The sequence below is a fragment of the Kribbella catacumbae DSM 19601 genome (assembly GCF_000372465.1).
Lineage (GTDB): Bacteria > Actinomycetota > Actinomycetes > Propionibacteriales > Kribbellaceae > Kribbella > Kribbella catacumbae.
Genome location: NZ_AQUZ01000002.1, coordinates 196,998 through 209,403 on the forward strand (window position 1 = coordinate 196,998; position 12,406 = coordinate 209,403).

General features: G+C 64.5%; 6 protein-coding genes. All 6 read right to left on the reverse strand.

From position 1 onward, the window contains the following. Positions 1-101: 101 nt before the first annotated feature. Positions 102-4,115 carry a type IV secretory system conjugative DNA transfer family protein gene (locus A3ES_RS0103085; RefSeq protein ID WP_020385307.1) on the reverse strand — a complete coding sequence of 1,338 codons (4,014 nt, stop codon included), beginning with the start codon at positions 4,113-4,115 and terminating at the stop codon, positions 102-104. 117 nt (positions 4,116-4,232) lie between these two features. Beyond that, the gene (locus A3ES_RS0103090; protein ID WP_026162508.1) at positions 4,233-6,284 is read right to left on the reverse strand and encodes a hypothetical protein; all 2,052 of its coding nucleotides are present in this window, start codon (positions 6,282-6,284) and stop codon (positions 4,233-4,235) included. Positions 6,285-6,414: 130 nt separating this feature from the next. Continuing rightward, positions 6,415-8,181: an AAA family ATPase gene (locus A3ES_RS0103095; protein WP_020385309.1), complete on the reverse strand. Its 1,767-nt coding sequence runs from the start codon at positions 8,179-8,181 to the stop codon at positions 6,415-6,417. A 117-nt stretch (positions 8,182-8,298) separates the two neighbouring features. Next, on the reverse strand, positions 8,299-8,868 hold the full coding sequence (locus tag A3ES_RS0103100; RefSeq protein ID WP_020385310.1) for a hypothetical protein: 570 nt from the start codon (positions 8,866-8,868) through the stop codon (positions 8,299-8,301). A 181-nt stretch (positions 8,869-9,049) separates the two neighbouring features. Beyond that, positions 9,050-11,317 (reverse strand): relaxase MobL, encoded by a 2,268-nt coding sequence (gene mobL, locus A3ES_RS0103105; RefSeq protein WP_020385311.1) that lies wholly within the window; start codon positions 11,315-11,317, stop codon positions 9,050-9,052. A 50-nt stretch (positions 11,318-11,367) separates the two neighbouring features. After that, positions 11,368-12,405: a hypothetical protein gene (locus A3ES_RS50970; RefSeq protein ID WP_020385312.1), complete on the reverse strand. Its 1,038-nt coding sequence runs from the start codon at positions 12,403-12,405 to the stop codon at positions 11,368-11,370. Position 12,406: the final 1 nt, after the last annotated feature.

The following is a 12,406-nucleotide window of genomic DNA, read 5'->3' on the forward strand; positions in this document are numbered from 1 at the left end:
TTCGTGATCATTATTCAATGGTCACTGAAAAGCTGAGTCGGCCGCGCCCACACCTCAAGGCAGGGCGGCGGCCGACGTGCACGGCGGAGGCTGAGTCCAGTTCAGCTGTCCAGCATCTCGACTGCCATCGCGCGGTCGAACGCGCCGCCGGCCAGGTGTTCCCAGGTCGGTAGGGAAGCCAGGAATCGGTAGAAGTCGGCTGAGATCTCCACCGTTGCCAGCGCCTGCAGGTCTTCCTCGCGCAACTCGCTGTCGAAGAAGACCCTCGAGTCTCCGCTGCTGGCCGCACTGTTGAGCTTGCTTGCAGCCTCGGCGAATGTCGACGAGCGCAGTGGCGTGATGTAGGTCCGCGACCCGTCGGCGCTGCGCAGCTCTCCGTCGCCGCCGACGGAGAAGTGGTCCCGGTCTTGCTGGAGCTCGACGAGCGCTGACTTGTATGCCTCGGTGAGCTGCCGATCCAGGCTCTTGACTCGTGCAGTTCCGTCGGGTTTGACCAGCATGTCTTGGCTGATCGTCGCTTCGGCGTAGATGAGCCGGCGACGCGCGGCGGCGGCTGTCTCGCGCTGGGCGACCTCCGCGGCGAGCTCGACGTTGTCGACAACTTGGTCGTCGTCGTAGATCATCGCGACGTCGAGGTCATCGACGTCGACCTCGCGGACCGCATGCGGGTCGCGTCCTTGCTCGACGTTGACCTTCATCTGCACGATCTCCATGACCTCGTCGGAGTAGATGTCCGGATCGAGGCGCGCGATGTCGACGTCGGCGTAGCCGTAGCTCTCCTGATAGACGTCCTTCGCGCTGCCGGAGTGGATCGCCTGATTCATCCGCTTGTCGAGCATCTTGCGGAAGTCCGGCTGGTTCATCCGCACGTCGAAGTCCAACGCCGAGCTCAGCGTCGGGATCGTCTGGAGCGTGTAGGGGTGCCCGGGGTGGATGATCGCGTCCTCGAACAGCCGCCACGACATCGGCAGGCTTGTCTCGTTGCGATTCCAGACCGGAGGGTCGCCCGCGCGGAAGACGATCGAGTTGCGTTCGGGGATGAACGCCATGTCGTTGTACTTGATCAGCGGCTCCTCCTTGGTGTTCATCGTGTAGGAGACGCGGCCCTCGGTCTTGCCGCCCACGACCTTGTCCAGGTCCTGGCTGATCTGCTTGGAGTCGATGTAGGACTTGTGCGTGGTGCCGCTCATTTTCTCGAGCGTCTCGATCATCGAATCGTCGGTGGACTTGAGGAACACGATGTTGCTCGTGTTCCCCTGGACGATCTTGTCGACGCTTTCTCCGTAGACGTCACGCAGCTGCTGCAGGGTCTGCAGGATCAACGTGAACTGCTGTTCCTGGCCCAGGCCGATGGAGAGCATCGTCTCGAAGCCCGCGATGCCGTTGCCGTCGGACTGCAGGTTGCCCAGCTCGTCGAGCATGAACCGCGTCTTGTACAGCGGTTTCTGGTTGCTCTTGGTCATGTAGGACTTGTCGAAGTTCAGATCGACCAGCTGTTTGATCAGGATCAAGATCAGCTTGGCGTACTTCATCAGGTGTGGCGGGGTCACCAGGAACACAGCTTTCGGGGCCTCGGAGTAGCGCACCATCGTCTGTGTGATCGCGCGTGCGTGCCCCCTGACCTTCTCGGGGGCACCGGATGCCGTGAGATCGAGCCGGTCTTGCGGATAAGTGGTGTCGGCCGGCTGGTACTCGGTGATCGCGCTGTCGTGCGTGGCGTCTGTGTGAACCGGCCGGAGCTCACGGATCACGCCGTTCTTTACGATCTTCTTGCCTGTGACGGGCTCGGCGACGTAGTGCCGGCCGTTGAGCGAGACCTGATAGTTCTTCTTGAAGTGGAAGTAGAAGGTACGTACCAGCATTTTCGACTGTGGGTTCACCAGTTCGAGCTTCAGCCAGGCCTCGTCGGTGGGGAACTTCCCCCTGAAGTAGTACCGGGCCCAGCCTTCACGCGAGACGATGTCGGCGTGGTCGAAGTCCTCGCCGAGAGGTTCGGCGAATCTCGGGTCGGCATAGGCCGACCACATGGCCTGCTGGCCGATGAGGTGGTCGCGCTTGAGGTAGTTCATGGAGAAGCGCACGCCCAGCCTGCGCGGGAACGACAGCCCGCCCAGGTCGGTGTTCTGCGAGGGTTTGCCCGAGGTGAGGGTCGAGATCGTGGGGTCGGTGAAGAAGCTCATGGCCGTGATCGCGATGCCGTACACCGACGCGAGCATCTTCTCGGCACCCGCCATCGCCCGCAGCGCGTTGTTGGCGTTGCCGATGAGCGTGCGCATGGTGTTGGTCGGCAACGCCTCGGTCGCGTTGAAGTAGAGCGTGAGCATGTCCTGGTCCGCCTTGCCCTCCCATAGGAACGCCTGGCGCTCGGCGTCGTCGCGGGCCGCTTCGAGGCCGGCCTCGTCGTTCTCGAACCCGCCGGCCTTGACCTTCTTCTCCAGCTCGGCCTCAGGGTTCTTGAGCTTCTTGCTCGTGAGCTGGACGAAGAGCTGGTAGCAGTTGTAGAGGGTGACGTGCCCCCACATGTCGTCGAGGCGCCTTTCCAGCGTCTCGGGATCCATGCGCGTCGCCGCGGCATGCTCGCGCAGCTCGCGTTCCTCTTCGAGATAGAAGTCGATGAGGCCGTAGGCCGCGCGCTTGAAGGCGTTGTTGGCCGCGTTCGGCCAGACCGGATCCTCGCCGCCGTCGACGGGGAAGAAGACATCGGCGATGTTCTCGACGTACAGGGCGCACTTGGTCGAGTCGCCCTCGCGTGCCGCGTCGGCCGCCATACCCAGCGGATTGTAGATGTCGGTCTTCATCGCGTTGATGAGGTTGAACTGCACCGGTTCGAAGCCGCGGGTCACGAACGGGACGTAGTTCTTCACGAGCAGTTCGCCCTTAGGATCGTTGATGACCATGTTGGACGGGCGCTTCTCGCGCGACCACATGTCGAGCATCGGCTCGATGTAGGTCTGCCCCTTACCGGCCCGGGTGATCGCCAGCACCATCGTGTTCACCGGTGCGGTGTCCACGATGTACGCCCCGCCCGGGCGCTGGACCTCGTAGGCAGGAAACGACCAATCGTCGTTGATCAGGTCGGCGACCGTCTTGTAAGGCCCGAGCTTGGCGCGGTCCTTCCCGTCCCCGTTGTACGGGATCGCCGTGGTGGCGTACTTCTTCCGCAGACTTTTGTCGGCCGGCAGCCCGGAGGTGTCGAAGAGGTCGTCGCCGAACTGTTCATCGATGATCGGCAGCGAGTCGAAGACCGGTTCGCCGGTGTCGTCGTCGATGGCCTCACCGGCGTAGTAGACGAGCTGGCCGTCCTCGTCCACGACGTCCGCGGCGGCGCGACGCGACACCGCGATCATCTTGAGCCCCTTCTTCTGGAGCATCATGTGACTGATCATCGAGGAGACCTGGACACCCGAGTGCGCGCCGGTATCGGGAAACCAGTCGAACTTGCGCTGGATCTCTTCGGGCACCGCGATGTGCTGGTCGTTCTCGTACTGGTTGATGTCGGAGGTGTCGCGCATCAGATTGGCGGCGTCGACCCGCTTCGAGACCCAGGCGGCCAGCACGACGCCGAGCACAAGCCCCGTCCCCAGGGAGACGAACAGCTTCAATCCGGACACGTCAGCCAGCTGCGCACCGAGATTCGTCGTCTTGGCAGGTTCGGTTCCCTGCTTCTTCGCGTCGTACTGCTTGGCTGTGTACCACTGCGGCACAGGAACGTCGGCGAGGTCCGGATAGCACTTCCCGGTGGGCTGCCCGGCCTTGTCGAGCTGCTGGTAGCAGGGTTCGGCGGCGCCGCCCTCGGCGGTGCGGGTCGACTTGATGTAGAACTTCTCACCCGGGCGGTCGCCATTCGCGGTGTTCGAGATCGTGCTTCCCAGCCCTAGGACGACCAAGGCGATCACCGAGTAGAGGACCCAGGTGATGACGGCGATGATCGCGCCGGCAATGATCGCGCCGGCCATTCCGGGTGCTTTCGATCGCCTGGCCTGCAGCTGGCCCCGGTCGAGCTGTTGCCGGTCGTGCACGTCGCGATGTGACAGCGTCTGCCCGGAGCCCCGGGCCGAGATCTTGTCCCAGCCGCTCGCCCTCGCCCGCGACGCCTTCCGCTTCCCTCGCGCCATTGTTGCGCTCCTCGTCCTCACTGTGTTGCCGGAAAGTCGATAACGGCACAGGCGCGGGGACGATCCCCTGTACGCCGCTGGCCTCTTTCTGCGATCGGGTGCGGCCCTGCGATGCGCTCAGATCAGGGTCGCGCCGATGACGAACCCGCCCGCCAGCATGAGTAGTGCGAGCACGGCCGCCATCGCGATCAGTGCTGTGTTGGATCGCGACTGCATCAGGTTCGATCGCTCCAGATCGTTGATGTAGGCCTGGCGGTCTGCCTGCAGCTCATTGACCCGTGCGTCGTAGTGCTTGCCGAACGACTCGCTCATGTGGTCCATCTGTAGCAGCAGATCGCTGACCCGGTTCGTCTGCGACGTCGTCTTCTCGCTCTCCAGCTTGAGGCGGTGCTGCCACTCCTCGTCCCGGGCACGCAGGTGCTCGATCGTGGAGTGACGCGCGCGCTCGAACTCCTCCTCGGCCCGGCGTGACTGCTCCTCCTGCTCAGCACGCATCCGGGCGATCGCCTCGGCGTGCTCGCGCTCGAGCGAACCGACCCGGTCGACCGTGGCCTGCTCGGTGGCCAGCGCCTGCGCGCGGCTGATGTCGTTCTTGCGGTTCTCGTCGATGACCGACTGGATCTCGTCCGTCAGGCGAACCAGCAGCTCGCGTTCGGCCGCCAGAGCCTCGGCTTGGCGTTCAGCCAGCACCTCGAAGACCCGGGTCATGCCGATCGCCATCTTGCGTTCGGCGTCCTTGCGGCGAAGACCGAGGATCTCCTGGCGGGTGTAGTCGTAGTCGTTCTCGACCTTCGCCTCGATCGCCGTCACGGCATCGAGCTGCTCGCGCCGGATCCGTGGACTGTTCCGCTCTCGGTACTGCGCCTCGGCCTGGGCGGCCGCCTGCTGACCGACCCGGGCGATAGCGGCCTCGAATACGTCGGCGATCTCGGCCTGAGCCTGCCGGCCCTTCTCCTCCCTGGCAGCCAGCGCTTCGCGGTACTCGGCCCGCGCCCCGGCGGTCAGCCCCTGGTAGACGCTTCCCTCGCGATCGATGGAGACCTCGCGGATCACCTGCTCTGCGTGCAGGCTCATGAGCGTGACGAACTGCGTTTGCAGCGTCGTTTGACCGTCGGCGTGCAACTGCGACAGTTGCGCGTTAGCCTGCCGAACCAGTTGCGCGAGCTGATCGCCGAGCCATGAGGTGGCGGCTTGTGGTGCCTCGATCTGAACGGTCAGCGCGCCGACGCCGAACGACGTCGTGAACTCGTCCAGCGTGACCTGCAGGTCAAGGTCCTCGCTGAGGAACCGTCGAGCCAGGCTTCCGCGCACCTGAAGCTGGTTCGCTACCGGCGCGGCCGGCAGCTGTTCTGTGGGCTGATCCAACCCTTCGCCGCTGGGCTCCGGATTGCCCGGTCCGATGACCCCATCGGCCAGCTCGTCGGGGGAACCGTGCTCGTCGAAGGACGGCGAGTCGAAGCCCTCGTCGTCGGTGAAGGCGGTCGAGAAGTCCAGATCGTCGTCCGGGTCGGTGCCGAATACCGGTTCTTGGTCGAACAGTGGGTCGCCGTCGTCGAAGGATCTCTCGTTCGGCTCCACCGCGACCTCAGCCAGCTCGGCGTCGGCGGCCGCTTCGGTGAGGCCGGCATCGATGTTCGCCTCGCCGCTGTGCCGCGCCCACAATTCGGAGCCGACCGCGTCCTTGAGATCGACCCGGCCCTGCGAGACTCCTTGCGCCTGAGCGAAGGTTGCTGGCGCCGCCAGGTCGACCTGGAGGCCCTGGCCGCCGCGCTGGTAGACCACCGCCCAGGTGTAGTCCGCAGTGGTGAGCAGCCCGTATTCGTCCATCCGCTCGAGCGTCCCGATCGTCGGAATGATCCCGAAGATCTGCTGGTCGAGCATGTCGTCGGTCGCTAGCGTGCGGATCGAATCGTTCTCGATCAGCTCGATGATGGAGCCCCTGGCCTCGTCACGGCCGTGACGCCTGCTCAGACCGCCGATGCTTTCTGCGGCAAGCACCAGGACCACCCATGCCGTCCCGCTGGGCAAACCGAAACGCTCGTTGCCGCGGAGCAACTCGACAGCCGCCGGGACGGCGGTCTCCCGGACCACCGACGACAGCAGCTCGTCCGGCTTCTTCTGCCGTTCCTTCCTCCGCACGGCATGCTTGGGTCCTGTCAGGATGCTCACACCAATGGGTCCCTTCGATCTATAGCCCGATTTGCCTCGTCTACCAGGAGGTCGATGCAACACCATCCAAAGATACCATTTAATGATCATTTAATAGATCATTCGGAAAGGATTGTGGATAGTGGAGGGACTACCTCATCGCGGAGACCACGATGTGGCCGTCTGAGATCAGCATCGTTTTGTGATTGCTGGCCAGTTCGCCCTTGACGTCGACGCTGAGCCGGCGCTCGGTGGGGTGCTCGTTGACGAAGCGCGCTACTTCCGTGCTGACCTCGTCGGTGAGCTTCGCGACCGCTGTTCGAGCGCCGCCGGCGTCGGAGTCGGAGTCGCCCTTGTCGTCGACCAGGTACTGCAGGACTCGCTCGGACATGACGACTTGTGCGTTGTGCTTGACCCGGACCTCCTCAATCAGGCTCCACAGTTTGTTCTTCACGATCTTTCGTTGTGTCTCCAGCGAGAGCGGCTGGAACGGAACGATCGCGTCGATGCGGCCCAGGAGCTCGGGCGGAAAGCGATCGGCGCCCGCGGTGGTCGAGATCGACCGCCGGATCAGCTTGTCGTACTCGCTGAGCTTCTTGCCCGAGCCGGTGTCGTCCGGCTCGTACTGCGCGATGGTCGAGAAGATCTCGTTGCCCACGTTCGTGGTGAGCACGATGTAGGTGTTGAGGAACGACACCTCGCGGTTGTTGTCGTCCGACAGCCGGGCGTCGTCGAGTACCTGGAGCAGGACGCGCGTGACCATCGGCGAAGCCTTCTCGATCTCGTCGAACAGGAGCACGGCGTGTGACAGGTCCCAGACCCGCTTGGTGAGCTCGGAGCGGAAGAGCCCGAAAGAGTCGTCCGAGGCGAACTCGGTCATGTCGAACCGGATCAGGTGACGCTGATCGTCGCCGAACAGCAGCCTGGCCAGCTGCTTGGTCAGTTCGGTCTTGCCGACACCGGTGCTCCCGGCAAACAACATGGATGCCATGGGCCGTGATGGATCGTTCAGATCCGCAACGCACAGCTGCAGCCGCCGTGCAACGACCGACGTGGCATGGTCTTGGCTGTACACCTTCTCATCGAGTTGCTGCTTGATCAGGGCGCCGTCGACCCTGAATGCGACGTTGACGTTCAGCGACTCCATCAGTACGTCCGAGAGCAGGCGCTTGTCGATGGCCCGCTTCGTGTGCCGATGCCAGCCCACCATTGAATCGAGCACCAGGATGGACTTGCGCGGCTGCGAACTCGCCGGCATGTATCGCTGCGTGTACTCGTAGATCAGCCGGAAGAGATGGTCGCCGTGGAACTGATCGGCCACTCCGTAGCGCTCGGCCATGCCTTCGAGAATCTTCACCGTTGTCGCCTCGTCCGGTGGAGCGAGATTGATGCGCTGCAGCCGCTCCACGAGTGGCTGGTTCGGCGCAATGTGGCGGTGGAACTCCTCGTACGTCGTGGCAGCGATCACCCGGATTCCTCGGGCCCCTGAAGCGGCGAGCACAGGCTTGATCGCCTCGACCGCCGCATCCGACAACTGCACGATCTGATGGAACTCGTCGATGAACAGGACCAGTTCACGGTTCTCGTCGCGGGCAAAGCGTTCGGCCTCGTCGAAGAAGCCCTTGAGTGTCGAGGCCATCCGGTCGGAGTCGCCGGCCTCGGAGATCATTCGCGCCGGGTCGACTTCGAGGTAGAGCCGCTGTGTGTCGATCTGACTGACGCCCTGGACGAGCACGCTCTTTCCGGATCCAGCAGGAGCCAGCAGCAGAGCGTTGCACAGTTCGGCGCGCCTCATTGCCGCCAGCAACTGTGTCATCTCGTACCCGCGGCCCACGATCTCGCGCTCTGGCGGCTTCATAGGGCTGGACAGGCGGGCGAGCAGTGCGTAGCCCTCGCTCAGCCGGGAACCGTCGAACATGGCCTGCTTCCTCCGCTGCAGTCATGACACGGTCCTCGCACCACCTTGGTCGAGGCGTTGCGAGGACCGTATGAGCTCACCCCGGCTACCGGGGCCTGATGGTTGATCTGATCCCGATCAGCCCACCGCGAGCTCCTCGCCTCTCGCCGGCGTCGCGGCGTCCTCGAACAGCGGTACGTCACCGTGCTCCGCAGCGGCCTGCGCCTCGGTGACAGGCGTCCCAGCCTCCTGCTCAGCCGAGGTGCCTGCGGCCTTCTTGGCCGCCTTCATGGATGCGAACTGGCCGTCCATCGTCTTGTCGTCGATCTTGAAGTCCGACCGGGTGAGCGACTTCGAGTTGAGAACGAGTCCGCCGCCCTTGGTCGACGGCATCACGTTCGCCTTGACCGCGTAGACGCGGCCGATCTCCTGGCCGTCCTTGTTCATGATCGGCTCCGAGTTGGGGCCGGCCGCGTCGACGATCTCGACGAACTGCCCCTTCGAATACGGCGCGCCGTTGTTGATGCGGTCCCCCTCGGTGCGCTGAGAGACCAGGTGCAGGTTCGTCTGCTCCGGTCCGCGCGGGTCGCGGTGGTCCACCATGACGTCGAGGAAGCGCGTCTTCCCGTCCTTCGTCGCGTTGTTGTTGTACGTCTTGGCCAGCAGGTTGACGCCGGTCATCGCGCCCTTGCCCTTGAGCAGTGCCATGATCTCTTCTCCCTGTTTCTGCCCGGCTCGACCACGAGTCGGTCTGGATCGGCAACATCCGCTGCGGGTACGAGACCCTACTCGCGAATCGTCCACAGATTACTATCTAGATAATCATTAATGCAAGTAGAGAAGAGTATCTAATGGTCATCTAATGGGTGATGTCGCTGGCAGGACCTGCCTAGGTGTCGCGGTTCGCCTCGGATTCGTGGGGATCTGGGGAGTCGGGACCTGAACGGGCGCCGGTCTCAAGGACGACCCGATCGATCTGGTGTTGGAGACGAATGACGAGGGCGGCGTCGAGTGCCGAGGTCGTCCGGCGGTGGGTGAGGTCCTGCCGGGTGCGCAGCTGCGCGAACCGGCTCGGGAGGATGCTCTGGCCGGCAGAGTCCGTAGACCGTGCCAGTTGTGCGGCGAGCTCGGTCATGGCCGCGACGTCGTCGACCGGGAGGTCCGTGATCGCTCGTGCCTGCCCAGAGTCGTCCAGGTAGGCCATAGCCGCGATCAGGAGCCGCCGCCGCTGTGCAGCCGCGGTGGTGAATCCTGTCCGGGCCGTGGCCCCGATCGTGACGTCGGAGAAGAAGTCGTAGCCGAGGTGGTGCAGGTCGAGCGACCTGACTTCGTCGAAGTCGTAGTCCGCGCCTCGGATGATCTCCACCCCGGCGGGCCCGTCGGCGGCGTTCAGGGTGACCAAGACCAGCCCTGATCCGTACAGCGAGGCCCGCAGCCCGTCCAGACGCTCGTCGTACGATCGCTGCATCGTCAAGATCCGGTGGTCGAGGACGGTCCGGCCCGCGGTGCCCTCGGTGAGCAGACGCCCTCCGGGCTGTCCGTAGATTTCGCGGCCCAGTCGCTCTGCTTCTTGAGCGTCCCTCATCCGCTGTAGCGAGGCATCTCTGCGCAGGCTCATCAGTGACAGGAGCCGTTGACCGTAGTCCGAGACTTGCCTGTGCTGCTCGTACCACGCGCTGGTGTCGCCGACGAACGGCAGGAAGTGCCGATACTTGGCGGTGAGCTTGCGGTGATATTCCTGCTCGAAGCGGTAGAAGTCGTACAGCGGGCGCGATTCCTCGGCCGCGACACCGGCCGCCTGGGCCTTCTCCCATTGCCGGGCCAGATCCCGATAGGCCAAGACGCGCTCTCGGTGGTGTTCAAGCCGGGAGTTGTAGCTGCGCAGCCGGAAGGCGAACGAGACGAGGTCGGTCTCCTCGGGACCGCTGTCAGGGGCGCGATCGTGAGCCAGTGCGGTCAGCTGCTCGTAGTCCAGGCCCATGATGTCGAGCATGGGCGTGCGGATGCGCAGCTGATCGGCAGGAAGCGAGCGCACCAGTTGGTAGACGCCGTTGATCGCCTGCTCGAGGATCTGCGCGCGTCCGCGGCTCACCAGTTGTTGCCACTCACGTGTTGTGAGCGATTCGCTCGCGCGGCGCTGGTTGGCGTAGTCGACGATCCTTTCCATGGCCTGCGGCAGTGGGGAGCCGGGGCGCTCGAGCTGCTCGGTGACGAGCTCGGTGGCCAACTGGTTCGCCTTACGCATGCGGCGGTCATTGCTGCCGGCCCGCCAGAGCCGGTGGTCTTCTGGGAGGCACGCGATGAGGAATTGGGGGAGTGCGTCGTCGCGCATGCGTTCGTGTGCCCAGCGCTTGATGAAGGTAGTGACGTTGCGCCGCTCGTAGCCAACGGCGCTGGACAGGTGCGCCATCGTCTGTTTCTCGTCGAGCCAGGCGTCAACGCCGCGGCGGAGCCTGGATTTGTGCCGGTCCAGAAGCTTGCCCCGCTGAGTTCCGGACGGTGTGACCGTGCCGGTCCCGGCGTCGACCATGGCCAGATGGCAGTGCACGTGCTCGGTGTCGACCTGGATGACGCCGACGTAGCGCAGATCGTCGAAGCCGCTGTTGCCTGAGCTCATCCGTTCCAGCCCGTGCATGATCGCCAGACGCAGCTTCATCTGGTCGATGTGACCGCGGTAGTCCCCTCGTGCCTGGCAGTGGAAGTCCTGATCGACGATGCCGTGCTTTTTCAGGTAGGCCTCATCGAACGATAGGACCGTCTTGAGTACCGTGCGGCCGGCCTCGAACTGGTCCTGGATGTCTCTACTGGCCGCGCGTAACTGTTCGTCGGACAAGGACACCGAGCTGTAGCCGAAGGCGACGCCGCCGGCACCCTGCGCCTGGCGCATGTCGTTCTTGGCCGCTTCGCGCGATATGGCGTGGTCGACGGCTGATGCCCGGGCCATGTACCGGACGATGAAGTCGTCGGTGCGCAGCCGCTGTACCGGTGCCAGCGACTCGGTCGCCTGCTCCCGCGCCATGTAGCGCTCGACGTAGCTGCCCGGCGTCGCACCACGTGACCCCGAGCCGTCCGGATTCTTGATCGAGAACTCGTTGACGATCACTACGTCCTGCTTCAGGCCCATGCCCATCCCCTTGGTGATCTTGGCGGCCGCCATCCCGGCGACAAGCTCCTCGCCATCCGCCGCGCCGTTGTGCCGGCCCGATGTCAGACCTGGTGGTCCGGAACGGACCCTGCTTCGCCGGGGTCAAGGTCAGCAGCACGCAGCCTCACTTGGCGCCTCAGCTCGTCGAGGCGAGTCATGTCAGCGGGCGGCTCGGTGTGGACTGGCTCGACAGGCAGTTCCTCGGCTGTCTCGCCGTCCAGGTCGACAGATACAACCGGCTCGGGTCCCTCGTCGATGGCCGCCTCGGCGCTGGTCTCCTCGAGAGAGGCGGCGACCCTGGAGCGGTAGACGTTCTCGGGGGTGCCTGCTTCTTCCTCGCGCTCCAGGCGAAGCTGCGCCTGCTCGGCGTCCAGGGAGGCAGCGACCGCCTGCATCTGTGCCGCCAGTGGCCTCTTGGCGTCGTTTTCTGCTCCGGGGCGCGCCAGTGCCGTGGGGGTGGATGCTTGCCCGAAGTCGGCGTCGTCGAACAGCGACGTGAATGCGTCGGAGCGAGCGCTCACGCCAGTCTGGCTGACCACGTCCTGGTCGTGCCGCGAGCCGGCCGTCGTGCTGTGATCGGCGAAGTACTCCGTGATGTCGTAGCCGGAGGACTCCAGATCGACGTCGAGGCTGCCGAGGCCGTGGACGCGGACGAAGACCACGGGCACGTCCGGGGCGCTCTCGGGCGTTGTGACGAGCGTTGTGTCTCCAGCCGGAGCGAGCACGAGGGCATCGACGGTGGCGGGCAGCTCCCAGTCGATCCCGGTGACTTGCTCGGGGAGGGTGAATGCCGGGGAGAAGTAGCCCTTGAGGGCCAGTTGTACGAGTTGCTGGTCGTCGAACTCGTAGAACACGTCGACCGGCTGGCTGCCTCCGATCGGGAACGTCACCTCGTCGACGCCGTACGGCAACTGCTGATGAGGACGCACCGAGCGCAGTTCGCCGTGCAGGTGGAGGTATGGCCGGTAGTTTCTCTCCGGGCCGTAGTGCTTCAGCTCCATGGATTCGACGAACACGGCAACATCCGCGTCGATCTTCTCCGTCCGTGTGGTCTCGACGCCGCGCTCGCGCAGTACGCGGTGCGCCCACACGTCATTCATG

What these genes read in the sequence shown, in the direction of transcription:
- A3ES_RS0103095 (WP_020385309.1), bottom strand. Translation starts at nt 8,181, where the DNA reads ATGTTCGACGGTTCCCGGCTGAGCGAGGGCTACGCACTGCTCGCCCGC.
- mobL (WP_020385311.1), bottom strand. Translation starts at nt 11,317, where the DNA reads ATGGCGGCCGCCAAGATCACCAAGGGGATGGGCATGGGCCTGAAGCAG.
- A3ES_RS0103085 (WP_020385307.1), bottom strand. Translation starts at nt 4,115, where the DNA reads ATGGCGCGAGGGAAGCGGAAGGCGTCGCGGGCGAGGGCGAGCGGCTGG.
- A3ES_RS50970 (WP_020385312.1), bottom strand. Translation starts at nt 12,405, where the DNA reads ATGAATGACGTGTGGGCGCACCGCGTACTGCGCGAGCGCGGCGTCGAG.
- A3ES_RS0103100 (WP_020385310.1), bottom strand. Translation starts at nt 8,868, where the DNA reads ATGGCACTGCTCAAGGGCAAGGGCGCGATGACCGGCGTCAACCTGCTG.